The 24,698-nt window shown below is 71.2% G+C and carries 25 protein-coding genes and 2 riboswitches; of the genes, 13 read left to right on the top strand and 12 right to left on the bottom strand.

All coding sequences use genetic code 11. The annotated features are described in order from the left end of the window. The first annotated feature begins 144 nt into the window (after positions 1-144). The 4 genes from mntC to DAERI_RS01640 all read left to right on the top strand — a co-directional run bounded on the left by mntC (position 145) and on the right by DAERI_RS01640 (position 4,660). On the top strand, positions 145-1,017 hold the full coding sequence (gene mntC / locus DAERI_RS01655) for a manganese ABC transporter substrate-binding protein MntC (RefSeq protein WP_103127727.1): 873 nt from the start codon (positions 145-147) through the stop codon (positions 1,015-1,017). Positions 1,018-1,157: 140 nt separating this feature from the next. Then, positions 1,158-1,880, top strand: a complete 723-nt coding sequence (gene mntA / locus DAERI_RS01650) for a manganese ABC transporter ATP-binding protein MntA (protein WP_103127726.1) — start codon at positions 1,158-1,160, stop codon at positions 1,878-1,880. Between the two features lie 112 nt (positions 1,881-1,992). Beyond that, positions 1,993-2,802: a manganese ABC transporter permease MntB gene (mntB, locus tag DAERI_RS01645; RefSeq protein ID WP_103127725.1), complete on the top strand. Its 810-nt coding sequence runs from the start codon at positions 1,993-1,995 to the stop codon at positions 2,800-2,802. Positions 2,803-2,992: 190 nt separating this feature from the next. Beyond that, positions 2,993-4,660: an ABC-F family ATP-binding cassette domain-containing protein gene (locus tag DAERI_RS01640; RefSeq protein ID WP_103127961.1), complete on the top strand. Its 1,668-nt coding sequence runs from the start codon at positions 2,993-2,995 to the stop codon at positions 4,658-4,660. Here DAERI_RS01640 and DAERI_RS01635 read toward each other — a convergent pair. Further along, positions 4,581-5,270, bottom strand: coding sequence for an HNH endonuclease (locus DAERI_RS01635; RefSeq protein WP_201262697.1), 690 nt, complete (start codon positions 5,268-5,270; stop codon positions 4,581-4,583). The two genes, DAERI_RS01640 and DAERI_RS01635, sit on opposite strands and share 80 nt — an antisense overlap. 67 nt (positions 5,271-5,337) lie before the next feature. Next, positions 5,338-5,964: a nitroreductase family protein gene (locus DAERI_RS01630; protein WP_103127724.1), complete on the bottom strand. Its 627-nt coding sequence runs from the start codon at positions 5,962-5,964 to the stop codon at positions 5,338-5,340. A gap of 87 nt (positions 5,965-6,051) precedes the next feature. On the opposite strand from DAERI_RS01630, the gene DAERI_RS01625 reads away from it, so the two are divergent. Then, positions 6,052-6,402, top strand: a complete 351-nt coding sequence (locus DAERI_RS01625) for a winged helix-turn-helix transcriptional regulator (RefSeq protein WP_103127723.1) — start codon at positions 6,052-6,054, stop codon at positions 6,400-6,402. After that, positions 6,399-6,605: a hypothetical protein gene (locus tag DAERI_RS01620; protein ID WP_103127722.1), complete on the top strand. Its 207-nt coding sequence runs from the start codon at positions 6,399-6,401 to the stop codon at positions 6,603-6,605. The genes DAERI_RS01625 and DAERI_RS01620 overlap by 4 nt, the downstream gene beginning before the upstream one ends. 4 nt (positions 6,606-6,609) lie before the next feature. On the opposite strand, the gene DAERI_RS01615 is transcribed toward DAERI_RS01620, so the two are convergent. Both DAERI_RS01615 and DAERI_RS01610 read right to left on the bottom strand, forming a co-directional pair. Next, the gene (locus DAERI_RS01615; protein ID WP_235610171.1) at positions 6,610-7,203 is read right to left on the bottom strand and encodes a P-loop nucleotide/nucleoside kinase family protein; all 594 of its coding nucleotides are present in this window, start codon (positions 7,201-7,203) and stop codon (positions 6,610-6,612) included. Positions 7,204-7,254: 51 nt separating this feature from the next. Next, positions 7,255-7,707 (bottom strand): OsmC family protein, encoded by a 453-nt coding sequence (locus tag DAERI_RS01610; RefSeq protein WP_103127720.1) that lies wholly within the window; start codon positions 7,705-7,707, stop codon positions 7,255-7,257. A gap of 76 nt (positions 7,708-7,783) precedes the next feature. On the opposite strand from DAERI_RS01610, the gene DAERI_RS01605 reads away from it, so the two are divergent. Then, positions 7,784-8,626, top strand: coding sequence for an alpha/beta hydrolase (locus DAERI_RS01605; protein WP_103127719.1), 843 nt, complete (start codon positions 7,784-7,786; stop codon positions 8,624-8,626). A 10-nt stretch (positions 8,627-8,636) separates the two neighbouring features. Here the strand turns inward: DAERI_RS01605 and crtI are convergent, their stop codons facing one another. The 3 genes from crtI to DAERI_RS01590 all read right to left on the bottom strand — a co-directional run bounded on the left by crtI (position 8,637) and on the right by DAERI_RS01590 (position 12,272). Next, positions 8,637-10,349: a phytoene desaturase family protein gene (crtI, locus tag DAERI_RS01600; RefSeq protein ID WP_103127718.1), complete on the bottom strand. Its 1,713-nt coding sequence runs from the start codon at positions 10,347-10,349 to the stop codon at positions 8,637-8,639. 257 nt (positions 10,350-10,606) lie between these two features. Then, on the bottom strand, positions 10,607-11,455 hold the full coding sequence (locus tag DAERI_RS01595) for a phytoene/squalene synthase family protein (RefSeq protein ID WP_235610169.1): 849 nt from the start codon (positions 11,453-11,455) through the stop codon (positions 10,607-10,609). Between the two features lie 139 nt (positions 11,456-11,594). After that, entirely contained in the window at positions 11,595-12,272 is a 678-nt protein-coding gene (locus DAERI_RS01590; RefSeq protein WP_103127717.1) for a class I SAM-dependent methyltransferase, read from the bottom strand. 50 nt (positions 12,273-12,322) lie between these two features. Between DAERI_RS01590 and DAERI_RS23015 the strand changes: the two genes are divergently transcribed. From DAERI_RS23015 to DAERI_RS01560, 5 genes are all read left to right on the top strand, one after another. Next, positions 12,323-13,468: a phage holin family protein gene (locus tag DAERI_RS23015; RefSeq protein WP_268805837.1), complete on the top strand. Its 1,146-nt coding sequence runs from the start codon at positions 12,323-12,325 to the stop codon at positions 13,466-13,468. After that, on the top strand, positions 13,468-14,145 hold the full coding sequence (locus DAERI_RS01575; RefSeq protein WP_103127716.1) for a hypothetical protein: 678 nt from the start codon (positions 13,468-13,470) through the stop codon (positions 14,143-14,145). Before DAERI_RS23015 ends, DAERI_RS01575 begins: the two co-directional genes overlap by 1 nt. 94 nt (positions 14,146-14,239) lie before the next feature. Next, on the top strand, positions 14,240-14,629 hold the full coding sequence (locus DAERI_RS01570) for a Fur family transcriptional regulator (protein WP_103127715.1): 390 nt from the start codon (positions 14,240-14,242) through the stop codon (positions 14,627-14,629). A gap of 365 nt (positions 14,630-14,994) precedes the next feature. Further along, positions 14,995-15,118, top strand: a riboswitch (SAM riboswitch). Between the two features lie 115 nt (positions 15,119-15,233). Further along, entirely contained in the window at positions 15,234-16,565 is a 1,332-nt protein-coding gene (locus DAERI_RS01565; RefSeq protein WP_201262696.1) for an O-acetylhomoserine aminocarboxypropyltransferase/cysteine synthase family protein, read from the top strand. Beyond that, a complete protein-coding gene (locus DAERI_RS01560; RefSeq protein WP_103127714.1) occupies positions 16,562-17,581 on the top strand; it encodes a homoserine O-acetyltransferase family protein in 1,020 nt (339 codons plus the stop codon). The genes DAERI_RS01565 and DAERI_RS01560 overlap by 4 nt, the downstream gene beginning before the upstream one ends. Before the next feature lie 15 nt (positions 17,582-17,596). Here the strand turns inward: DAERI_RS01560 and DAERI_RS01555 are convergent, their stop codons facing one another. Together DAERI_RS01555 and DAERI_RS01550 are read right to left on the bottom strand one after the other, a co-directional pair. Next, a complete protein-coding gene (locus DAERI_RS01555) occupies positions 17,597-18,925 on the bottom strand; it encodes a glycosyltransferase family 2 protein (protein WP_235610168.1) in 1,329 nt (442 codons plus the stop codon). 113 nt (positions 18,926-19,038) lie between these two features. After that, entirely contained in the window at positions 19,039-20,181 is a 1,143-nt protein-coding gene (locus tag DAERI_RS01550) for a glycosyltransferase family 4 protein (protein ID WP_103127713.1), read from the bottom strand. Between the two features lie 199 nt (positions 20,182-20,380). Between DAERI_RS01550 and DAERI_RS01545 the strand changes: the two genes are divergently transcribed. Beyond that, positions 20,381-21,697, top strand: coding sequence for a glycosyltransferase (locus tag DAERI_RS01545; protein ID WP_103127712.1), 1,317 nt, complete (start codon positions 20,381-20,383; stop codon positions 21,695-21,697). A gap of 4 nt (positions 21,698-21,701) precedes the next feature. Here DAERI_RS01545 and DAERI_RS01540 read toward each other — a convergent pair whose 3' ends face one another. The 3 genes from DAERI_RS01540 to DAERI_RS01530 all read right to left on the bottom strand — a co-directional run bounded on the left by DAERI_RS01540 (position 21,702) and on the right by DAERI_RS01530 (position 24,693). Next, on the bottom strand, positions 21,702-22,571 hold the full coding sequence (locus DAERI_RS01540; protein WP_103127711.1) for a bifunctional 5,10-methylenetetrahydrofolate dehydrogenase/5,10-methenyltetrahydrofolate cyclohydrolase: 870 nt from the start codon (positions 22,569-22,571) through the stop codon (positions 21,702-21,704). 8 nt (positions 22,572-22,579) lie between these two features. After that, complete coding sequence (gene purH, locus DAERI_RS01535) at positions 22,580-24,118, bottom strand: bifunctional phosphoribosylaminoimidazolecarboxamide formyltransferase/IMP cyclohydrolase (RefSeq protein ID WP_103127710.1); 1,539 nt, start codon at positions 24,116-24,118, stop codon at positions 22,580-22,582. 64 nt (positions 24,119-24,182) lie between these two features. Next, positions 24,183-24,268: riboswitch (ZMP/ZTP riboswitch) on the bottom strand. Positions 24,269-24,285: 17 nt separating this feature from the next. Beyond that, positions 24,286-24,693 (bottom strand): RidA family protein, encoded by a 408-nt coding sequence (locus DAERI_RS01530; RefSeq protein ID WP_103127709.1) that lies wholly within the window; start codon positions 24,691-24,693, stop codon positions 24,286-24,288. Positions 24,694-24,698 lie beyond the last annotated feature (5 nt).

Genomic DNA, 24,698 nt, shown 5'->3' with positions numbered 1-24,698 from the left:
AGCGGTGCCAGGGGGGAGGCGGGGACACGCCGCCCCGGACGCTCATCCGCCTCAGCGCATGTATTGATAAAGAGAAATCATTATGGATGGACATTCGAGCTTGAGCGTTCAAACGGGCGCACACGTGAACAGGGCAGGGCAGGCATGAGGCGCCTTCTGCCGCTGCTGGCCCTGGGGCTGGGCACGGTGGCCTTCGCCGCGCCGCTGCCGGTAAGCGCGACGACCACCATCATCGGCGACTTCGTGCGGGCCGTCGGCGGGAACCGGGTGAGCGTGAACGTGATCGTGCCCGCCGGGGGCGACGCGCACACCTTCCAGCCCACGACCACGGTAATCCGGGGGCTGAGCGGGAGCCGCGCCCTCTTCGCCAACGGGGCGGGCCTGGAATCCTGGCTGCCGGGGTTGAAGGCGGCGGCCCCGGGGGTGCCGGTGACCGAACTCACGGCGGGGCTGAGGCTGCACCCCCTGAAGGGCGGTCAGCGCGGCGCGGTGGACCCGCACGCCTGGTGGGACCTGGGCCTCGCCGCCGGATACGCCCGGAAGGTCGCCCAGACCCTGACGGCGCTCGACCCGGCGGGCAAGAAGACTTACGCGGACAACCTGAGCGCCTTCCTCGGGCAGATGACCGGGCTGGACGCCTACGCCAGAAAGCAGTTCGCCAGCCTTCCCCCCGCCCGGCGCAGGCTCGTGACCAACCACGACAGCCTGCACTACCTGGCCGACCGCTACGGGCTGACGGTGATCGGGGCCGTCATTCCCGGCGGGAGTACCGAGCGCGAGCCCAGCGCGCGGGAACTCGCCGACCTGATCGGGGCGGTGAGGAACAGCGGTGTCCACGTCATCTTTACCGAGAACACCGTGAACGCGCGCTTGGCGCAGACCCTCGCCCGCGAGACCGGCGCGAAGGTCGCCCCGCCCCTCTACACCGACGCCCTGGGGCCGAAGGGGAGTGCGGGCGAGACCTTCCTGAAGGCCTTCCGGTACAACGTGGACACGATGGTGCGGGCGCTGAAGTGAGCGCAACCCTCGCCCGCCTGCATACCTCGCGAAGACGGGGCGTCGGCCCGGCAGGGACCCCGTTGGAACGATCCTCCATCCCTCCATCCTTCTTGATTCCGCGCTCGCAATATCACCGGCACTCGCGCTATCCTCTGCGGATGCTGGGTGTGGAGAACCTGACGGTGCGGTACGGCACCCAAGTGGCGTTGGAGGACGCGACGGTGCGCTTCGAGGCGGGCACCTTCAGCGCGGTGATCGGGCCGAACGGGGCGGGCAAGAGTACCCTGCTCAAGACGCTGGTGGGGCTGCTCCCCGACCCAGCGGGCCGCGTGCGCTTCGACCCCGGACACACCGCTCAGAACTGCGTGTCCTACGTGCCGCAGCAGCAGACGCTGGACTGGGCCTTTCCGGTGACGGTCTGGGACGTGGCGATGATGGGCCGCACCGGGCGGCTGGGGTGGCTGCGCTGGCCGAGCCGCGGGGACCGCGAGCGGGTGACGGCGGCGCTGCGGGAAACCGGCGTGTACGAGCTGCGCCACCGCCACATCGGGGCGCTGAGCGGGGGGCAACGGCAGCGGGTCTTGCTCGCGCGGATGCTGGCGCGCGACGGCCACCTGCTGCTGCTGGACGAACCGCTGACCGGGGTGGACGCCGCCACCCAGGAGCAACTCATGGCCCTGCTGCGCGCCCAGGCCGACAAGGGCCGCGCCGTGGTGATGGTCACCCACGACCTCGAACAGGCGCGGCGCTGGTGCGACCGCATCATCCTGGTGAACCGGCGCATCGTCGCCGACGGCACGCCGGACGAGGTGTACACGCCCCGCAACATCGAGGCGACCTTCAGCGCCAGCTACCTCGGCCACACGCACGCGGAGGCCTGAGGCGGATGGCGGAAGGTAGAAAGCCGAAGGCCGGGGGGAGAGGGACAACCCACACCCCCCGCTCCCCACTTCCCACTCCCCACTTCCCACTCACCCCCGGGGACCGCCCCTGATGCACCTGCTCACCGATCCCCTCCAGTTCGGCTTCTTCGTGCGGGCGCTCGCCGCCGTGGTCCTCGTCAGCGTGCTGTGTGCCTTGGTCGGCGCGTGGGTGGTGCTGCGCGGCCTGAGCTACATCGGGGACGCGATGAGCCACGCCGTCTTTCCGGGCATCGTGGGGGCGTTCCTGGCGGGCGGGAACCTGCTCGTGGGGGCGCTGGCCGCCGCCGTGCTGACCGCCCTGGGCATCGGCGCGGTGGGGCGGGGCAGCGGGCTCAAGCAGGACAGCGCCATCGGGATCGTCTTCGTGGGGATGTTCGCCCTCGGCGTGGTGATGCTCTCCAAGGCGCCGACCTTCACGACCGACCTCAGCAATTTTTTGATCGGCAATCCCCTGGGGGTTTCGCCGGGCGACCTGTGGGGGGCGCTGGGGGTCACGCTCGTCGTCGGGGCGCTGCTGACCGCCGTGCAGAAGGAACTCCTCCTCGCCTCCTTCGACCCCACCGAGGCGCGGGCCATCGGCCTCCCGGTGCGGCGGCTGGAGAGTCTGCTCCTCATCCTGATCGGGCTGGTGGTGGTCCTGACGGTGCAGCTTGTCGGCACCACCCTGAGCGTGAGCCTGCTCATCACCTCCAGCGCCGCCGCCCGGTTGCTCGCCCGCAGCCTCCAGCGGATGATCCTGCTCGCCGCCGGGCTGGGTACGGTGGGCGGCGTGGTCGGGCTGTATCTCAGCTATTACCTCGGGACGGCGCCGGGCGCGACCATCGTGCTCGTGAACACGGCGATTTTTCTGCTGACGTTAGTGTTCAGGCGGCGGGAGTGATGCGCCATTCGGCGTATTCGGTCTATGCCCCCGGCCCGGTAGGCTGACCGGGACGGCCCGGGTTCCCCGGCGTCCGGCTTTCGTCCATTCCACGGAGTTTCCCCTTGCGTCTCCTCCCCCTGTAACAGCGAACCGAAGTCTCGTCCCGCCTCCTCTGGCCGGGACGGCTCGCCGACAGGGGGAACGTGTGGTGTTGCAACTCAGTGGGGTCGCGCGGGGGTTCGGCGACCGGACGGTGTTTTCCGGGGTGGACCTGGAAATCGGCGCGGGCGAGCGGCTGGCGCTGGTCGGCGAAAACGGCAGCGGAAAAACGACGCTGCTGCGGGTGATGGCGGGCCTGGACGTGCCCGACGCGGGAACGGTGACGCGGCGGGGCCGGGTGGCCCTCCTCGCGCAGCACGCGGAGCTGGGGGCGGGGACGGTCCTGGAGGCCGTGACCCCGGAGGACTTGCGCCGGGCGCAGGCGGCGCTGGAAACGGCCTCGACCCGACTGGGCGAGGGCACCGAGGAAGTCCTGATGGCCTTCGCGGACGCCGAGGAAGCCTACCGGAACGCGGGCGGCTACGACTTCGAGGTGCGGGCGGCGGCGGTGCTGGACGGCCTGGGGCTGGAGGGGCGGGCGGGCGCGGCGCGGCTCTCGGGTGGGCAGATGCGGCGCGTGCTGCTGGCGCGGCTGCTGCTCTCCCCCGCCGACCTGTACCTGCTCGACGAGCCGACGAACCACCTCGATGCGGAGGGGGCGGCCTGGCTGGAGGAATGGATCCGCGCCTCGGACGCCGCCTTCGTCCTCGTCAGCCATGACCGGGCCTTTCTGGACGCGGTGGCGGGGGACACGGCGGAGCTGGAACGGGGGCGGCTGACCGTCTACCCCGGCGGCTACTCGGGGGCGATGGAGATCAAGGCGACGCTGCGGGAGGCACAGACCCGGGAATACGAGGCGTACCGCCGCAAGCGCGCCGCGCTGGACGAGGAGCGGCGGCGGCAGGCCAGCATCGGCGGGGTGGAGGAAAACCGCCGCCGGGCGCGGGACAACGACAAGTTCCTGTCGAGCCACAAGGCGGGGCGGGCGCAGCAGATCCACTCGGCCCGGGCGCGGGCGATGCAGAAGCAGATCGACCGATTGGACGAGGGGGCGACCGAGAAACCCTTCCAGGACCGCCGGACCCTGCGCCTGGACCTGCCCCCCGCGCCTCCCGGCCCCGCCGAGGTCCTGACCGTCCGTGACCTGGGGGTGGAACGGGAGGGTCAACCCGTCCTTTCCGGCGTCCGGCTCGACGTGCGCCGGGGCGACCGCATCGCCCTGACCGGACCGAATGGGGGCGGGAAAAGCACGCTGCTCTCGGCGCTGCTCGGCAGGCTCCCGCACACGGGCGAGGTCCGCTGGGGCCCCGGTCTCACCCTCTACGCGGCGGGCCAGCACGGCGAGGAACTGGCGGGCCTGGGCACGGTGGGCGAGGCGTTGCTGGATGCCAACCCCGCCCTGACCCCCCACCAGCTCTACGAGGTCGGGGCACAGGTCGGCCTTCCCGGCGGCCCCGACTTCCCGCTCTCCGGCCTGTCGGGAGGCCAGCGCACCCGGCTCAGCCTCGCCCGGCTGGGCGTGACGCGGGCGCAGGTCCTCGTGCTCGACGAGCCCACCAACCACCTCGACATCCGGGCGATTGAGGCCCTGGAGGCGCTGCTGCTCACCTTTCCCGGCACGGTGCTCCTCGCCAGCCATGACCGCGCCCTCGTGGGCCGGGTGGCGACGCGGGTGTGGCACGTCGCGGGGGGCGGAGTCACGGAGATGCAGGAGCCGTGGGCTCAGCCGCTGGCCGCGCGTGACGGGCACAGAGAAGCCGGACATTCTCGGGGGTGAGCGTCACCCCGGGGCGAACGGGCTCGAACTGGAGGTCCTCCGCCTCACCGCACTCCGCGCACCTCCCGCCTTCCCGGTTCCAGACCGCGAGCTTGACCGGGCCGGGAATGACCGGGCGCCGTTCGGGCTGCTCCGGTCCAGGCGCGTCGTCCTCCTCCCCTTCCACCGCCTCCAGGCGGAAGACGAAGACGTGCCGGGTGCCGTCGTGCTCCTGGGTCACGTCGGTCAGGTGGAAGACGCCGTTGTAGGTCCAGACGCCTTCTCTCAGCTTCTCGTAGACGCGCACCCGTTCGGGCGGGGCCTCCCCCGCGCGGGCGGCGAGGGCCGCCTGGAAGAAGAGGCCATTTTGTGTCGGTGTGCCCCGCGGTGTGTGCAGCGGCTGGTCCACGGTTTTGGGGTCGAGGCCGCCCGTCATCTGGGGCGGCGCGTCGTGCCCCTCGTAGCGCAACACCGTGCCGTCCCCGCTGAGTTCGTCGCGGTAGGGGGCGTCCGGCCGAACCGACATGAGGAGGACGCTGTGGCCGCCCCCGACACGGAAGTTCATGCCGCGCCGCAGGTTGACCCCCTCGCGCCCGCACATCTCGCGGTGGCTCATGACGCGGCTGGGCATGGGGCCAGAGTAGCAGCGGGGCCGCAAAAACCGCCCCGGGGAAGGGGCGGCCATGACCCACTCGGGATCAGTAGAACGTCGTGATGCGGTCGATGCTGTGGCGGTGGTGCGGGAAGCCTTCCTCGGCACGCTTGCCGATGGGGAGCATCCCGGCGAACTGGACGTGCTCGGGCAGCCCGAGGAGTTCCTTGACCTTCTGGGGGTCGAAGCCCAGCATGGGCACCGTGTCGTAGCCCAGGCCGCGGGCGGCGAGCATCAGGAAGGCGAAAGCGAGGTTGGCCTGGGTCAGCGCCCACTGGCCGCGCTGCACGGAGTCCTGGGCCTCGAACTGCTGGCGGAGCCGGGCGGCGCGGGTCTTGATCTGCTCCTCGCCCATGCCGGGGTGGATGGTCTCCTCGGCGTTCGCCAGGGTGTCCTCCATGTCGCTGTACACCACGATCACGGCCGGGGCGTTGGACACCTGGGCCTGCCCGAAGGCGGCCTCCTGGAGCTTGGCCTGAAGCTCCTTGTTCTGCACGACGGCAAAGCGCCAAGTCTGCACGTTGTTCGCGCTGGGGGCGAGGCTCGCCAGACGCAGAATTTCGCGCAGGTCGTCCTGGTTCATGGGCTCCTGCACAAACTGGCGGATGCTGCGGCGGGTCTCGATGGCTTCGGTGACCGTCAGGGGACGGGTAGTGGTGGCAGTCGCAGTCATGCCGGAAGGTTATCCCCTGTACTTTGAAATGTCAAGTGGTGTGATTTACCCCCCACTTTACCGGCCCCGAAGGTGTACGATGGGGCCATGACTTCCGCACCCCCTGCCTTTTGCCCGGTGTACCGGGCCATCGGCGTGTTGCAGGAGAAATGGGTGCTGCACATCGTCCGCGCGCTGCTGGACGGCGAGAAGGGCTTCAACGAACTCGCCCGGGCCGTGGGCGGCTGCAACAGCGCCACCCTGACACAACGCCTGGAACACTTAGAGAGCCTCTCGCTCATCGCCAAGCGCACCGAGGACACCCAGGGCAAGCTCGCCCGCAGTGTCTACAGCCTCACCCCCGCCGGGCGGGAACTCCAGGGCGTGATCAACGCCATCGACACCTGGGCCCGCGAGCACCTGGGCGAGGAGCACGCCACCCCGGCCGTCCCGGCGTGATCGCCTTCCTGATCTTCGTCGTGCTGCCGGTCGCGTTGATCGTGCTCTCGTTCTTCATCCGGCCCGCCGAGCGCGACCCGCGAGACGGCGACGTTCTGGGCGCCAGCCTCGTAGCCGGGGGCATGTTCGGCGGGCACGGCCTTTCACCCGACGAGCGCACGGTGGCCGAGGAGACGGGTCCAGTTCGCTTCAAGCTCGACTGATCCTTCAGAACAACGCCCCGGCGTGAGACGCGATGAGCAGCGCGGCGTCCGCCGGGGCGAGTTCAGTGGTGTCGATGCGGAGGGCGCCAGGCGGGGCTGGGAGGATTCCGGCATCCCGCAGCAACGCACGAAGTTGTTCGGGGTCCCGCAATTTGAGCCGACCCGTGCTCCGCTCCGGCAAGGTAACGCGGCGGGCGAGTTCGTCCAGCGGGCAGGTCAGCCAGACTGGGACGAAGGTGGCCCCACGCGCCTCCGCAAGGGCACGAAAGCGTTCCAGCGAATCGGCCTCGCCGGGCTGGTTCGACAGGTAGACCGTGAAGATGTGCGACAGGTCAGGTGGGGATGCCCGCACCGCCTCGCGCAGCACGGCCCGCATCCGTGAGGCGAAGGGCCACGCCTCCGGCGGCACCGGCCGGACGCCGTCCAACCCGAACGCCTGAAAGATGGGGTCGTTGGTGATGTGGTTATCGAGCAGCGGCGCCCCGGTCAGGGCGGAGAGGTGCCGCCCTACCGTGCGCTTGCCACTGCCCGGGGGACCTACGAGGAGGTACAGGAAGGCCATGCCCGCCAGGGTAAGCGAGGGCGGAAGTACAGGCATGGGCCAAATGACAAAGCCCCCGTCGGAGCAGGGGCTTGAGGATGCCTGGGATTACGATCCTACCGGCTGCTCCAGCATCGCCTCGTGGACGATCTCCACGTTGCCCTGCATCACGCGGCTGAGGGGGCACATCTGGGCCGCCTGTTCCACGTGCCGCTCGAACTCGGCCTGGTCGATGTTGCTGACCCTGCCGCGAATGACGAGGCGCATGGTGCTGATCTTGAAGCCCGCACCCTCGCGCACCATCTCGCAGGTCGCCTCGGTCCGCAGGTCCTGTGGGTCGTGGCCGTGCCCCGCCAGGAGCGCGGAAAGCTGCATGGTGAAGCAGCCCGCGTGCGCGGCGGCGAGCAGTTCCTCCGGGTTGGTGCCCGCGCCCTGCTCGAAGCGGGTCTTGAAGGAATACGGCGCGTCCTGGAGAACGCCGCTTCCGGTGCTGACGGTGCCCTGACCGCTGCGGAGGTCGCCCGTCCAGTGGGCGCTGGCCTTGCGTGCAATGTCTGCCATAGAGGGAAGTCTGCGCCCGGCGGCCCCCCACCGCATTGAGCCTCACTTAACGTCGAGCGAAAGTTAGACTGGTGCCATGACCGCGACAAACTGGGAGCCGTCTGTCTGGGAAACGGGCGCGCCCGTCCGGGGCTACGTTTGGAAAGCGGGGCAGCCCCGCGCCGCCCTCCTGCTCACGCACGGGCTGGGCGAGTACGCGGGCCGGTACGTGGACCGCTACAGCCGCCTGATCCCGAACCTCGTGGAGGCGGGCTTCGACGTGTACGCCTGCGACCTGCGCGGTCACGGCCAGTCGGAGGGGCGGCGGGCGGTGGTGGACGTGTCGCGGCTCGTGGAGGATCACCTGCTCGCTCGGCAGACACTGCGGGGTCAGCCGCTCCCCGTCTACGCCTTCGGGCACTCGCTGGGAGGGCTGGTCACGGCGGCGAGCGTGGCGCGCGATCCCCGGGGGCTCAGCGGGGTCATCCTCTCCAGCCCTGCCCTGCTGATCGGCGAGGACCAGCCCGCCTGGATGAAGGTTCTGGCTCCCCTGCTGGCGAGGGTCGCGCCCACGGCACGCGTCGCGGATCTGGGGACGGACGGGCTCTCGCGCCTGGCGGACGAGGTCAGCGCGTACCGGGCGGACACGAACATCCATCAGGGCAAGGTGGCCGTTCTGACCGCCGCCTCCATGCTGCGCCTGAGCCGGGAACTGTGGGCGCACTACGGGCGCTGGACGCTGCCCACGCTGGTCATCCACGGCACCGCCGACCGCATCACCGACCCGAACGGCTCGCGGCGCTTCGTGGAGGCCATTCCCGCCACCGACAAGACATTGCATCTGGTGGAGGGCGGCTACCACGAACTCCTGAACGACGAGGGACGCGAGGAGGTGCTGGGCGTCCTGCTGGGTTGGCTGCGGGAGAGGGTGGGGGGCTGAGTCCCGGGGACTACGGGTTGACCCCCGCCGGTTCCCTGTCCTCACTGGCCTGATCCGGCCGTTCTGCTTTCCCCTCCGGCACCCCGTCCCGCACCTCCGGGTGAATCCCGAAGTCCCGCGCGATCAGCCGGGCCGTCATCTTGGCGCTCATCATCACGCTGGGGGTGCCCGCGCCGGGCTGGGCGCCCGCGCCGACCAGGTAGAGGTTGCGCACATCCTCCGAGCGGTTGTGGGGGCGGAAGTAGGCGCTCTGGGCCAGGATGGGCTCGGGGCCGAAGGCGTTGCCGAGGTAGGAATCCAGCGTGCCCTCGAAGTAGTCCGGCGTGATGTATTCGAGGTGGGTCAGGCGCCCCCGCAGCCCCGGGATATAGCCGCGCTCCTCCAGGAAGGCGAGCACCTTGTCCACGAGCTTCGGACCCTCCACCTCCCAGTCGAGGCCGCTGCCGTTGTGGGGGACGGGCACCAGCGTGTAGGCGGCGTGGTGGCCGGGGGGCGCGAGCGCCGGGTCGGTGAGGGTGGGCACGTGGAGGTACTGGCTGAAGTCCGCGCCCAGCACCTTCTCCCCGAAGATTTCCCGCAGGAGTTCCTCGTAGCGCGGCCCCAGGATGATGTTGTGGTGGCGCAGGTCGAGCGGCCTGCCGCCCTCGCGGAAGCCGAAGTAGATTACGAGGAGGCTCATGCTCTGGCGGGCGGCCTTCACGCGCAGGTCGGTATTGATGAGGCGGGCCTGCGGCGGCACGAGTCTGAGATACGTGTTCGCCCAGTCCCCGTTGCTCACGACGATATCGGCGCGGCGCTCCCGCCCGTCTTTCAGCCGCACGCCCCGGGCGACCCGCTTTCCCACTGGCGCCCGCACGGGCCGCCCCCGGTCGTCCGTCACGAGGATGTCCTCGACCTCCGCCCCGTACTCGATGCGCCCGCCGAGTTCCTCGAACTTCTGGACGAAGGCGCGCACCAGGGCCCCGGTGCCGCCCACCGCGTAGTGGATGCCCCAGGTCTTCTCGACGAAGTGGATCATCGCGTAGATCGCGGGCACGGAGAGGGGGTTGCCGCCCACGAGCAGCGTCTCGAAGGAGAAGACCTGCCGCATCTTGGGCGACTGGAAATACTTGCTCGTGAAGGAAAAGAGGGTGCGGACGGCGTCAAGTTTCAGCAGGTCCGGCACAACGCGCAGCATGGTCGCCGGGTCCCCGAAATGCGTGTAGCCCAGTTCGAGGAAACCGCGCTCGAAGATGGCCTTCGCGTCCCTGTGGAAGCGTTCGTACCCCGCGAGGTCAGCGGGCGCGAGGGCTTGAATCTGCCGCCGCGTCGAGTCGGGGTCGCCGTCGTAGTCGAAATACGTGCCGTCGTCGAAATAGATGCGGTAGAAGGGCAGGATGGGGACGAGCCGTACATAGTCGCGGGTGCGGGGGCCGCCGCTCTCCCCTTCCCGGACGCGCTCGCCCGTCAGCACGTGGGCGGGATAGTCGGGCTCGGCGAGCATCCCCCTATCCCGCTCCAGCGCGAAGAGTTCCTCGATGAAGTGCGGCACCGTGATGACGGTCGGCCCCATGTCGAACACGTACCCGTCCGGCGTGCGCTTCTGGTAGGCCCGCCCGCCCGGTCCGTCGAGTTTTTCCAGAATGGTCGTGTCGAAACCCAGGCTTTGCAGCCGGATGCCGAGGCTCAGGCCACCGAAGCCCGAGCCGATGATGAGGGCGGTTTTGCGTCTGGTGTGGGGCATAGGAGTTCCTTGCGCCGGATGGGGGCGACTACAGCGTCTTTACTTTTTCTCCCTCTCCCCTCGTGGGACTGGTACAGCTCCGAAGGAGAGAGGGCCGGGGTGAGGGGGCGCGTGACCAGCTTGAGCGTCCGCAAGCGGGCCTGGACAGTCCGGTTGGCTCTTGGACACCGGGCCCGCTCACCCCCTCCCGGCCTCCCCCCTCTGCTGCGCAGCTTTGCAAGTCAAGGGGGAGGGGCTTCAGGGGCCACCTTCCCCCCTCACGCCCGGGCCACGGCCCCGCGCAACTCCCACCATGCCTGCGGGAGCATGAGCAGCTTGCGGGTGCCGCTCACGTGGGCGCGGCGGCGGAAGTTGTCGAAGTCGCCCCGGGCGAGGTCGTCGAGAATCCCCTCGTAGGAGCGGGCGGCGGCCTGCACGGCGAGGCGGGCGCTGCCGTGCAGGCAGGGGATGCCCTGGCGGCCCTCCGCGTACCACTCGCGGGCGAGGTCGGAGAGGTGACGCATCAGGGCGCGGTACTCGGGCGTGACCCGGCCGCCCTCCAGCATGGCGCGCGTGACGCCGTACTCGCCGAGCAGCGCGTGGGGGAGGTACACCCGGCCACGTTCCAGGTCCTCGCCCACGTCGCGCAGGATGTTCGTGAGCTGCATCGCCTGGCCCAGCCGCAGCGCGTGGTGCAGGGTGCGCTCGCCGCCCGAGTAGCCGCAGATGGGCGCGATCATGAAGCCCACCACGCCCGCCACCCGGCGGCAGTACAGGTCGAGGTCGTCCCGGGTGCGGTAGGCGTGGCCGCGCAGGTCCATCCTCAGCCCCTCGTGCAGTTCCTCGAAGGCGGACAGGGGGACCGGCCAGTGGGCGGCGGCCCAGGCGAGCGCCGTGTCCATCGGGTGGGGGCCCGGTTCCCCCGCGAAGGCCGCCTGCACCCGCTCCCACCACTCGGCGAGTTCGCGCTCGGCACCCGTGCCCTCCCCCTCGTCCACGATGTCGTCACCGGCGCGGCAGGCGGCGTAGACGGCCCACACCGCTGCACGCTGCCGGGCAGGGAAGAAGCGCGAGCCCAGGTAGAAGGTCTGGCTGTGCCGCCGCGTCACCTCCCGGCAGTGGGTCACGGCCCCCTCCGGCGGGGGTGGGGGCGCGGGGGACGGGAAGGCGGCTTGGGGCACAGTCGGGGACCTCTGATGCGAGTGTACGGGGGCGGCGGGGGGGAAAAGTCACGCTTTCTTACAGACGGGGGGCTGGCCCGGGCGCTCAGGCCACCCCTTTCACGTATCGCTCGAACACCACAGCCCCCACCCGCAGCCCGTCCGTCCGCGTCCAGCCGGGGAGCTGCCGTGCCACCCAGGCGGGGTCAGGAAAGGTCAGGCCGCCCGTGGCCGGAAGCGAGAGGAGGCGCTGGAGGGGCCCGCCCGTCCGCCCCAGGTACATCAGCCAGAGCCCGCCGCCCGGACGGGTGAGGCGCGAGAGTTCGGCCAGAAGGCGGGCCGGGTCGTGCGTCTCGTTGAGGGTCGCGCCCACCGTGACGCCGTCGAAGCTCGCGTCCGGCAGCCCGCTCGCCTCCAGGTTCGTGAGGAGCCAGTCGATGTTCGGGTGATCCTCCCGCCGCCGCGCCTCGGCCAGCATGGGGGCGCTGAGGTCGGCGGCGAGGACCCGGCAGCCCGTCCGCGCGAGCAGGCCCGCATAGAAGCCCGCGCTCGTGCCCGCGTCCAGCCAGTCTTGCCCGGGCTGGGGACGGCACAGCCCGAGGAACAGCCGCGCCTCCCGTTCGAGCGGGAAAGGCTGCCCGGAGAGCCACGTCAGGGACTGTGCCCGCCACGCCGGGTAGCCCCGGGCGGTCAGCGGCCAGAGGTTGCTGCGCTGCGCCGGGGTGAGGGGCAACTCGGGGTTCAGGTTTTCTTGGCTCTGGCGCGGATTACCCACGGGGTTCATTATGCTGGGCAGGACTGTCTCGCCCCTCGGCGGGATTTGCTGGAGGATGTATGCAAGAAGAACGCAAGAGCATGGGGGGGGCGCTCGTCGACGTGTTCGACGCGGCGCTCACGCTCGTCAAGACGGAGATCCGCGCGCTGCTGCGCCAGGTGGGCAACGTCGCCAAGGCCAAGGGGATCGGTGTGGTGCTGCTGCTCGCGTCGGTCGGCCCGCTGGTGCTGGGCCTGATCTTCCTGATCCTGGCGGTGTTCTACGGCCTGATTCGGCTGGGGCTGGGGCCCTGGCTGGCCGCCCTGCTCATCGCCCTGGTGGCCTTCGGCCTGACCGGCGCCCTGATCCTGGTCGGCCTGCGCCGCCTGGGCACCGAGGTCCCGCGCGACGAGGAGGAACGGCGCCCCAACCGCCCCCTGACCGAGGACGAGCAGCTCGAGGCCCAGTACCAGGCCGAGCAGGCGGCGAAGCGCCAGGGAGCCTCTTCGGACGCTGCGGGGGCGGTGTCCACCCAGTTCACCCCCCACCAGTCGGGCACCCAGCCCCGGACGGTCGTGAACCTGAGCACCGGGGAAACGAGACCTCTGGGGTCCGGGTCCCGTTCGTCCGGCACGCTGACCTCCAGCACGGGGTCGGTGGGTGGGGAAACCCGGCACCCCAGCAGCGAGCCGGGCGGCGTGCAGGGCAGCATGGGACAGGGCGGCGGGGTCGCCACTGATACCCCGGACCAGCGCCGCAATGTGAGGAGCGACGGCCTGCAACACACCGGCACCGCCGCGAACGCCACCGCCGCGCAGATGGAGCAGGACCGTCAGCGCGGGGTGGTGCGCCCGGGGCTCGACTCCTCCGGCTTCACCTCGGGCGATCCCGGCGTGAATGCCAGCGACCGGGGGGCGGGGATCAAGACGCCGCTCACCGAACGGTTCGGCGAGTCGCAGGGCACCGCCCTCCGGGGCACCGACGCGGGCGAGGTGCGCCTCCCCGTGTACGAGGCGACCGAGGACGGCGAGCCGCAGGTGTACGGCAGCGGCCTGAACAAGAAGCTCGACGGCTCGGAGACGCACGACGCGGGGGCCGGGGGGCACGGCGGCCACGACAAGCCCGACCCCAACATTCAGCGTCCCGTGGTGCTCAAGGACGCTCCCGGCATCGAGGTCAGCACGGCGCCCACCTTCCAGGAAGACATGAAAAAGGAGGGGTACTGATGACGGGATACCGCGACGAGCGCGAGGAGGCCCGCGCCCGCCTGAAGGCCAGCGTGGACGCCCTGGCCGAACGCACCAACCTCCAGGTCCAGATGCAGAAAGAGCCCCTCAAGATGCTGGGCGGGGCCTCGGCGGTGGGGGCGCTGCTCGGCGTCGTGATCGGGCGGCAATTCAAGCGCACGAAGAAGATCTACGTGGACGTGGACAGCCCGATCAAGCACCAGAAGGAGCTGATCAAGGCCCAGCAGAAGCAGCAGGGCAAGGGCGGAGTGGGGAGCGCCCTGATCGCCACGGCGACGACCCTGGCCTTCAAGGTCCTCAACGACCGGGTGATCGCGCCGCGGCTGGAGGAGATGGCGAACAACCTGCTGGAGCGCGCCGGGCAGGAGCCGGGGCCGAAGGGGGGCCAGAAGTCCGGTGGGGCGGCGAGCGCGGCCAGTGCCTCCCGCCTCCCCAGCCGGAGCCCGGCGGCTTCCCCCAGCACGGGCGGGACGGCCAGCTTCCTGAAACGCGACCAGGGGGGCGAGGCCGACGACGCGGCGCGCACGGGAGTGCCGGGGGGCCTGAGCACGCCGGGCACGGGCAGCAGCGTCCCCACCCCGACGAGCACGGTGGTCGCGGGGGCGCAGGGCAGCCCCATCGACCCGCAGGAGAAGATGAACCCCAACATCCGCTGAGTCCCCAGTCCCTCCCCGGCTTTCCCAGGCAGGAAGGCCGGGTTTTGTGTGGCCTTTTCTGATACGCCGGTATCACGTCTGCTAGCCTGCCCCCATGACGGCGACCCGCAGCACCCGCCAGCGCGACGTGATCGCCCGCGTTCTCGACGGCGCGGAGGGACCCCTGGCCGTGGGGGACGTGCTGGCCCGCGCGCAGGCCGACCTGCCGGGACTGGGGGTGGCGACGGTGTACCGCACCCTCAAGTTGCTGACCGAGCAGGGCCGCATCCACCCCGTCACGCTGGACGGCGAGACGCGCTACGAGCCCGCCGGGCGGGGCCACCACCACCACTTCTCCTGCACCCGCTGCGGGCGGGTCTTCACCCTGCACGCCTGCCCGGTCGCCCTGCCGCACGGCACGGTCTACCCCGGCGGCTTCATCGTGGAGGCGCACGAGGTCACCCTGTACGGGCAATGCCCGGCGTGCGCGGGAGCGCGGGACTGAAGGAAAGGCGCGGCGTGCCCCCAGTTGCGGGAATCCTCCGGGAGGCTGGAAGACTCCAGAAAACGCCCTTCTCCTGAGCGGCCAGGCCATCGTCCAAGGAGAAGAATTGCCGCCAGGACGCTTGAAAAGTTCCTCATCCCACACGGTGCTTTCCGTATTGCACCTCAGGCATGTCCCAGGGGAGTCTGGGTGGGGGCGAGCGGGGCTGATGCCCAAGGCCGGCCAGAGTGTCCTGGCCCTCCTCCTGGGCTTTGTCCCCCAACCCCTGATGAGGCGCAGCACGCCCGACCTCTCACCCCCTGACCCCCGGTTGACCCCCCCGCGCCCGCCCTGCTACCCTTCTCCCTAGCTCCCGCGTGGAGCGACCCTATCCAGAGCGCCCGAGAGACCTGGCTCGTTGACGGCGCGGCAACCGGACCTCATCACGTCACGGTGCCAAGGCCAGCCCGCCTGACGGCCGACGATGGCCGCGCGCGGGACCGATCAGGGAAGGTCACGCGGACGATAATCCCCGCCCCTTCTCGACGCCCGAGAGGGGGCACCCGCTTTTCCCCGGCGGCTCCCCCACAGTCAGACGCCTTTTTTCTGTGAGGAGGGCCGCGACATGGCCGATAAGACTCTGCATTTCGACACGCTTCAGGTACACGCCGGGCAGCGCCCCGACCCGGCGACGGGCGCGCAGGCCGTGCCCATCTACGCGACCAACTCCTACGTGTTCGAGTCGCCCGAGCACGCGGCGAACCTCTTCGGGCTGCGGGCCTTCGGGAACATCTACAGCCGCATCATGAACCCCACGAACGCCGTGCTGGAGGAGCGCGTGGCGGCGCTGGAGGGCGGCGTGGGCGCCCTGGCGGTGGCGAGCGGGCACGCGGCGCAGTTTGTGGCGATCACGAACGTGGCGCAGGCCGGGGACAACATCGTGAGCACGCCCAACCTGTACGGCGGCACGGTGAACCAGTTCCGGGTGACCCTGCGGCGGCTGGGCATCGAGGTGCGCTTCACCAGCAAGGAGGAGCGCCCCGAGGAGTTCGCCGCCCTCATCGACGACCGCACCCGCGCCGTGTACCTGGAGACCATCGGCAACCCGGCGCTGAACATCCCCGACTTCGAGGCGATCGCCGCCGTCGCCCACGCGAAGGGTGTCGCCGTGTTCGTGGACAACACCTTCGGGGCGGGGGGGTACTACTGCCAGCCGCTGCGGCACGGGGCGGACGTGGTGCTGCACTCGGCGAGCAAGTGGATCGGCGGGCACGGCAACGGGATCGGCGGGATCATCGTGGACGGCGGCTCGTTCGACTGGGGGAACGGGCGGTATCCGCTGATCACCGACCCCAGCCCGAGCTACCACGGCCTGAGCTTCTGGGAGGCGTTCGGGACGGGGAACGCGCTGGGGCTGCCCAACGTCGCCTTCATCACCCGGGCGCGGACGGAAGGGCTGCGCGACATCGGCGCCACGCTCGCGCCGCAGCAGGCGTGGCAGTTCCTGCAGGGACTGGAGACGCTCTCGCTGCGCGGCGAGCGGCACGCGCAGAATGCCCTCGCCCTCGCCTCGTGGCTCAGCGCGCACCCCGACGTGTCGCGGGTGACCTATCCGGGCCTGAGCAACCACCCCCACTTCGACCGGGCGCAGACGTACCTGCCGCGCGGGGCCGGGGCGGTCCTGACCTTCGAGCTGAAGGGAGGCCGGGCGGCGGGCGAGGCCTTTATCCGCTCGGTGCAACTGGCCCAGCACGTCGCCAACGTGGGCGACACCCGCACGCTCGTCATCCACCCCGCGAGCACGACCCATTCGCAGCTCGACGAGGTGACGCAGGAGGCCGCCGGGGTCACGCCGGGCCTGATCCGGGTGTCGGTGGGCATCGAGCATATCGGCGACATCCAGGAGGACTTCGCGCAGGCGCTGGCGACGGCCCTGGTGGACGCGGAGGGGGTATGACCGCCGTGACCCTCCCCCGGGAGCCCGGGCCGCCCCCCCCTCCCGAGCGATGTTCGGGGCCGCGGACGGCTCTCCTCTTCCGGGACGCGCCGCTGCTGCTCGACTGCGGGCAGGCCGCCTCGGACGTGCGGGTGACTTACCACACCTACGGCACGCCGTCGGAACACGCGGTCCTCGTGCTGCACGCCCTGACGGGCACGAGCGCGGTGCATGAATGGTGGCCGGATTTTCTGGGAGAGGGTCGGCCCCTGGACCCCACCCGGGAGTACATCGTCTGCGCGAACGTGCTGGGCGGCTGTGCGGGCACGAGCGGCCCCGCCGACCTCCCACAGGTGAACGGCGGGGACGCGCCCCTGACCCTGCGCGACATGGCACGGGTGGGGCGGGCGCTGCTGGAGCACCTGGGCGTGCGCCGCGTCTCGGTGATCGGCGCGAGCATGGGCGGGATGCTGGCCTACGCCTGGCTGCTGGAGTGCCCCGACCTCGTGGACCGGGCGGTGATCATCGGGGCGCCCGCCCGCCACTCCCCCTGGGCCATCGGGCTGAACACCGCCGCCCGGAATGCCATCCGCGCCGCACCGGGTGGCGAGGGGCTGAAGGTCGCCCGGCAGATCGCCATGCTGAGTTACCGCAGCCCCGAGAGCTTCGCCCGCACCCAGGCGGGGTGGGGCCGGTGCCGCCCCGGCACGCCCGACATCACGACCTACCTGGAATACCAGGGGGAGAAGCTGGCCGCCCGCTTCTGCGAGCGCACCTACCTCGCGCTGACGGCGGCGATGGACCGCTTCCAGCCCACGGACGCGGAGCTGCGGGGTATCGGGGTGCCGGTGCTCGCGGTCGGCATCTCCAGCGACGTGCTGTATCCCCCCGCCGAGGTCCGCGCCGGGGTGGGGCTGCTGCCCCGCGGCCATTACCGGGAGCTGGAGAGCGTCCACGGGCACGACGCCTTCCTGATCGACCCGGGGGGGCTGCCGGGGTGGGTGACGGACTTCCTGCGGGCCGGGCGCCCGGCTTAGGTCGCCCGGGGGCGCTCAGTCCCCGGAGACGCGCAGGGTCGGGGTCTTCTCCGGGCCGTTTCCGGGATCGCGCCCCGGTCCCTCGTCGTGGCGCACGCTCTTGTACCAGCCCTTGCGGCCCGAGAGGTGATTGTAAAACGCCAGCGGCAGCGCCCAGAAGGTCAGGAAGCCGAAGAGCGGCAGCAGCGCGACCGTGCAGGGCACCATCCACCACGGCAGGCGCCGCTCGCGGCAATAGCGCAGGGCCCAGTTCACCTGGAAGGCGAGCGGCAGCACGCTCAGCAGGAGGCCGGTCCACCCCGGCAGCGTGAGCCCCTCCCCGTGGAGCACCCTCCGCAGGGGCTGGGTCAGGATGCTCAGGAGCAGGAACGACGCGAGGTACGGGCCGCAGATCAGGTAGGTGAAGTCGAGCAGGGTGACCGGGTGGGCCCGCGAGCGCCACAGGGCCGGGAGGTAGCGCAGGCACTCCAGGGTGCCCTGGTTCCAGCGGGCGCGCTGCCGCAGCAGGGGCCGGACCTCGATCATGCCCTGCTGCCGCACGTGGGCGTCCAGGAACGCGATGCGGTGCTCGGGGCTGTCGAGCCGGATCTCGACCGCGCTCCCGAAGTCCTCCAGCAGCACGTCGGGCCAGGGGTCTACCCCCCGGGCGAGCTGCGCCGCCACGTAGCTCGCGCGCATGCACTGGCCGTTGCCCGTCAGCGACGCGGTGCCCGCCCGGTGCCGGAACCGCTGGGTGTGCCCCAGGATGAAGTTCTCCACGTCCTGACCCAGCAGCAAGGCCCGGGCCAGCCCGCCGCGCCAGCCGCGCACCCCGGGCACCTCCTGGCGGTAGCGCATCCAGCCCTGCGCCGCCGCCACCCGCTCGTCCTGGAAGGCGCCGTACACCTGCCGCACGAAGTCCCGGCCGATACGCCCGTCGGCGTCCAGGCCGATAAAGACCGTTCGCCGCAGGTCGCCGCGCACCGTACCGTCCGCGAGCAGGCGGGCCACCGCCCAGTTCATCGCCCGGCCCTTGTTCTGCCGCGCCTCCGGGAACTCGCGCCGCAGCAGCCGGATCGCCGGGTCCTGCCGGGCCAGCCGCCTCACGACCGCGTCCGTCCCGTCATCGCTCGCGTCGTCGATCACGACCAGGCGGGCCTCCGGCACCGTCTCGCGCAGGTTGCGCAGGGTCGCCTCAATGACCTGCACCTCGTTGAGGGCCGGGATCAGGAAGATGAGGTCCATGCCGGAGTCGGCGGTCGGCAGCCTCAGGCGGGGCATCAGGGCGGCGGCGGTCTGCTGAATGGCGAACAGCGCGAAGAGGACCAGCCCCACCACGTCGAGCGACACGAGGAAGTTCTTCAAAAGGTCTCCAGGGGCGGGCGGCTCACGGCCACGCTCGGGCTCGCGGGGCGCCCTTTCGCTTCCAACTCTGCCGGGTGCCGGTGAGAACCGGGCCGTCCGGGCTCAGGTCTAGTTTAGGTCCCGGCGGCGGTTCTGTTACCCCACTGGCCGGGCCGTCCGAACCCGGCGGACGCACCCCCGGCGACCGCCCCGCGCAGTACCCCCGCCACCGCAGCGGCGGTGTGATTCAGGGTGTGGTGCCCCAGGACGTGTTCGCGGGCGGCCAGGCCGATCCCGCGGGCCCGCTCTGGGTGCGTCGCCAGGGCCCGGAGGGCGGCGGCGAGCAGCGGGCCCTGCGGCGGGACGAGCAGGCCCGTCACCCCGTCGGCGATCAGCTCCCGCTGGGCGGGGATGGGGGTCGAGACGACAGGCAGGCCGGACGCCATCGCCTCCAGGGTCACCAGCGACTGGTTCTCCGCGAGTGTGGGTTGCAGCAGGGCGTCCGAGGCGCGGTACAGCTCGGGCATGTCCCAGCGCCGCGCCAGGAAGCGGACGTTGCCCAGCCCCAACAGGCGGCGCAGCGCGCGGGTGGCCGCCCCCAGCCCGGAATCCTGGTCCCCCACGAACACGAAGTCCAACTCCGGCGCGTGGCGGGCGGCGCGCAGGGCGGCGAGCTGGTTCTTCTCGGGGGCGAAACGGCCCGGCACGAGGACGGTGAAGCGCCCGAACCCGAAGCCCGCGCGCAGCTCCGCCCGCTCGGCCCCCCGCGCCGGGCGGAAGCGCAGCGGATCGACCCCGTTCGTCACCACGCCCACGTCCCGCAGGCCCATCTGCTCCCGCAGGAAGGCCCCGCCCCAGGCCGAGACGGTGACCAGGCCTTCCGCCGCCGCCATGGGGCGCGCCTTGGTGCGGCGGTAGATCTCGCGGTACAGCCCCCGCAGGGGGGGCGGGTAGTGGTAGTCGAGCTGATCGTGCGTGATGACGAGGCGCGGCGCGGTCAAGTGCGGCAGCACGTCCCGGTAGGTGGCCGGGTCCCAGGCCTGGAGCACGCGCAGGTCAAAGGCCCGGGTGCGCTCCGGCAGCTCGGAGGGGGCAGTGTACCCCTGCGCGGCCACGCCCGCCTCCCCGAGGCGCCGGGCGAGTTCACCCAGGGTGTCCCGCTGCGGGAGGAACACGGTGGGCCGGACGCCGTGCCCCGCCAGCAGCGGCAGCACCTCCAGCAACCAGACCTCGCTGCCCGCCACGCGCGGCGCGTCGGTGAGAAACGCTACGTCCACAGCGGGAGAGCTTATCACTGTCCCGGGGAAGGGCCGACCCGTAAGCGTTGCGACGGTTCGGGGAGGCGGGGGGGCTAGGGTAGGCAGACACGTTTCCGCCCGCCCGGGCCTGGGGAGTGGACCTGAGCGCCGCGTGTTCGGCCCGCACCCCCGGGGGTGACGTGTGAAGCGGGACCGGAAAGGACCACCGAGGTGCACCTTGAGCCATCTCTTCACGCTGCTGGACACGCTGGGGCTGCTCCTGCTCGGCCTGTACCTGGTTCAGATGACGCTGGCCGCCCTCCTCCCGCGCCCCCGCCGGAGCCGGGCCCCCGACCCGCGCCTGCGCTTCACCGTCCTGATTCCCGCCCTGAACGAGGAGGAGGTGATCGTGGCGACCGTCCGCAGCGTCCGCACCCTGGCCCCCGAGGCGCGGGTGGCCGTGATCGACGACGGGAGTGAGGACGCGACCGCCGCCCTCGTGGGGACCCTCGCCGACGCCGACCCGCAGGTTCGGCTGCTGCGCCGGGTCGCCCCGCACGCGCGCCAGGGCAAGGGAAAGGCGCTGAACTGGGCCGCTCGGCGCGTGGTCGAGGACGCCCGCGCCGAGGGCCGCGACCTGCGCCACGAGGTTCTCGTGATCCTCGACGCGGACGGCAGGCTTTCGCCCGGGCTGCTGCCGGGGGCGCGGCGGGCCTTCGCGGACCCCTGGGTGATGGGGGCACAGGCGCACGTGCAGGTCCGCATGTCGGGCATCCCGAGCACTTTTCACGGCTGGATCGGCCGGATGCTGGAACTCGAACAGGACATCGAGTACTTCATCATCCGGCACATGCAACAGCTCCGGGAGCGGTGGCACGGGGTCGCGCTCTTCGGCAACGGGCAATTCATGCGGGCGAGCTACCTCGCGGGGCAGTTCGAGCGGGGACGGGACCCCTGGCCCGACTGCCTCTCGGAGGACCTCGCCAGCGGGCTGGAGCTGCGGCTCGCTGACCCCCGGTTCCGGCTGGCCTTTCTGGAGAGCGCCGTCACCCAGCAGGGGCTCCCCGACCTCGGGCGCTTCACCCGCCAGCGGGCACGCTGGGTGCAGGGGACGATGCAGTGCGCCCCCTACATCCCGCGGCTGTGGCGGGCGAGGGTTCCGCTGGCGGCCCGGCTGGACCTGAGCTACTTCCTCTCCAACCCCTGGACCATCGCGCTGGTGCTGCTCTCGCTGCTCAGCCAACCCGTGCGGCTGCTGTTCGGGGAGCGCGGGCTGGTGCTCGACCCGGTGGTGGCGACCACCCTCACCGGGCTGAACCTCGCCCTGCAGGCCCAGTGGGTGGCCCGCTATCGGCGGCAGAACCCGCTGAACCCGGGGATGGTGGCCCTCGCGTTCGGCGGGCTCTTCGTCTACGGCTTCGCCATCTTCTCCAGCCTGCCGCGGGCGTACCGGAATTACCTCACCCGCCGCCACGTCTGGGACAAGAGCGTTCGGCACGCCGAGGGGCTGGAGATCGAGCAACCCCGGGTCGTCCCGGCCAGTTCCAGCGACTGACGCCCTACTCGACCCGCTCGCCGCGCTGCAACTTCACTGCACGCACGAGGTTCTGGTACATCAGCGCGCTCGTGAGGGGGCCGACCCCGCCCGGCACCGGGGTCTGCGCCCGCACGGGGAGGTCCGGCACGGCGTCGCCGACCACGCCCTCCGGGGTGACGTTGATCCCCGCGTCGATGACGACGTGATGCGGCTGGACGTGTTCGGGCCTCAGCAGTCCCTCGCGGCCCACAGCGACCACCACGGCGTCCTGGGGGGCCAGCACCCCGGCGAGGTCGCGGGTGTGCTCGTTGCACAGGGTCACCGTCACGCCCCGGTTGTTCAGCATGAAGGCGAGGGGCCGCCCGACCGTGCGCCCGGGACCGATCAGGCCGACGCGCACGCCCCGCAGGTCGTCGCCCAGCACGGCGCGGAGCAGGAAGCGCACGCTGCGGGGGGTGGGGGGCAGCAGCGCCTCGCTCTCCCGGCCCGCCGCGATCAGGGCGAGGTTGGCGGGGGTCAGCCCCTCCACATCCTTGCGGGGCTCGATGTGCAGCAGGGCAGCGTCGGCATCCAGACCAGGGGCCAGGGGTAATTCGAGGACGATGCCGTGAACGGCGGGGTCGGCGGACAGTTCACGCAGCGCCGCGTGCAGGTCGTCCTGCGTAGGTTGCGGCCCCAGGTCGCGCACCCCGAACTCCACACCGAGCTTCCTGGCGCGCCGGGCCTTGCTCTCCACGTACACGCGCGAGGCGGGGTCGCTGGAGGCCAGCACGGAGACGAGGTGAGGCCGGAAGCTCGGCTCCAGGTTGGCCCACTTAGCCAGGGCTTCCCGGACGCCCCGCGTCACCTCGTCCGCGAGCGGCTTGCCGAGGAGGGATCGGGATTCCGTCATGGGCGCCCTCAATGCCGGAAGTGCCGCGAGCCGGTGAACACCATGCTCAGGCCGAGGTCGTTCGCCGCCGCGATCACCTCGGGGTCGCGCTTGGCCCCGCCCGGCTGGAGAATCGCCGTCACGCCCGCCCCCGCCGCGAGGCGCACCACGTCGTCGAAGGGGAAAAAGGCCTCGGAGGCGAGGACCGAGCCGCGCGCCCGCTCCCCGGCATTCGCCACCGCGCGCTCGGCGGCCCAGATGCGGCTCACCGCCCCCGCACCCAGGCCGACCGTCACCCCGTCCCGCGCCAGGACGACCGCGTTGGAGCGCGCGTGCTTGACGACGGCCCAGGCGAAGCGCAGGTCCAGCCATTCCTGCTCGGTCGGCTCCCGCCGGGTCACCACCTCGGGGCAGAGGTCGTCCCAGGGGCGGGTGTCGCGGCGCTGCACGGCGAAGCCCCCGGCGAGCGGGCGAACGTCCAGCGTGCCGGGCCTGGCGTCCGGCGCGGCGATCAGCACGCGCAGGTCGGGTTTCTTCGCGGCGAACCACTCCACCGCCTCGGGCGTCACGTCGGGCGCGATGAGGACTTCCAAGAAGGTGCCGCGCATGGCTTGTGCCGCCGCGAGGTCCACCGGTCGGCTCACAGCGACCACACCTCCGAACACGCTGAGGGTGTCGGCGTCCCGCGCCCGTTCCCAGGCGGCCTGCACCGTGTCCGCCACGGCCACGCCGCAGGGGTTGGCGTGCTTGACGGCCACACAGACGGCGCGGGTTCCGGCGGGCTGGTCCTCCTGTGAGGCGAGTTCCCGCGCGAGCGCCCAGGCCGCATCCGCATCCGCGTAGTTGTTGAAGCTCATGGGCTTTCCGGCGACCACCCGCGCGTCGAGCACCGGGCCGCGCTCCTGTCCCAACCGGTACACCGCACCCGGCTGGTGGGGGTTCTCGCCGTACCGCACCTCGGCCACCCGGGAGAGGCTGAGGGTGAGGTGCTCGGGCAACGTCTCCTCCGCCCCTTCCCCGAGATAGGCCGTGATCGCCGCGTCGTACTCGCTGGTGTGGCGAAAGGCCTTGGCCGCGAGGCGTCGGCGGTCGGCGGGGGAAACGTCGTCCTGAAACGCCAGTCCATAATCCCCCGGGTCCACGAACACGAGCACGTCCTGGTGATTCTTTGCAGCGGCGCGGATCATGGCCGGGCCGCCGATGTCGATGTTCTCGACCGCCTCCCCGAAGTCTGCCCCGCGCGCCACCGTCTCCCGGAAGGGGTAGAGGTTCACGCACACGAGGTCGATGGGGCCGATGCCGTGCGCGGCGAGCTGAGCCAGATGCCCCTCCTCCCGCCGGGCGAGGATGCCGCCGTGGATGTTTGGATGCAGCGTTTTGACGCGCCCATCCAGAATCTCGGGGAAGCCCGTCACGTCGCTCACCGCCGTCGCGGGAACCCCCGCCGCACGCAGCGCCGCCAGGGTGCCCCCCGTGCTGAGGATTTCCCAGCTCCGCGCCACCAGTGCCCGCGCGAAGGCCTCGATGCCCGTCTTGTCGCTGACCGAAATCAGAGCCCGTCTCGTCATGCCGCTCCCTGTGCCATACGCTGGCCTCCCCAAAAGTCGCGGACGCCCCCGCCCATGCAGCGGTGCGTCCGACCCAGGCGCGCGATCAGGTTTGGTCCGGGTGGCTTCCCCGTGGTTCGCCCACGTTCAGCGCCAGTCGCCACCCGCCGTGGGGACAGGATACAGGGTCAAGGGGCGACCGCTATCGCCTCGACCTCGATGAGGAGTTCCGGGCGCACCAGCGCGGCGACCTGCACGGCGCTGCTGGCGGGAGGGCTCTGCACATTCACGAACTCGTCCCGAACCGAGCGCATCTGGGGCAGATGGGCAAAATCCGTCAGGAAAAAGGTCAACTTCACGACCGAGTCGAAGGTCAACCCGACCTCCGCCAGGGCGAGGCCGATGTTCCCGAAGACCTTGCGGGCCTGCGCCAGGAAATCGCCCTCCCCCACCGTGCGGCCCTGTTCGTCCACCGCGATCTGCCCGGAGAGGTAGACCGTGCGGCCACCACGCACCTCCGCCAGATGGGAGTAGCCGGGCGCCTGACCCAGGGCGGGCACGTTGACGAAGCGGACCCGGAGCGGCGTGTCACTCATGTGTT

Source organism: Deinococcus aerius (assembly GCF_002897375.1).
GTDB classification, from domain to species: domain Bacteria; phylum Deinococcota; class Deinococci; order Deinococcales; family Deinococcaceae; genus Deinococcus; species Deinococcus aerius.
The sequence above is the reverse complement of the archived record's forward strand: the minus strand, read 5'-3'. Positions and strand labels throughout refer to the sequence as shown.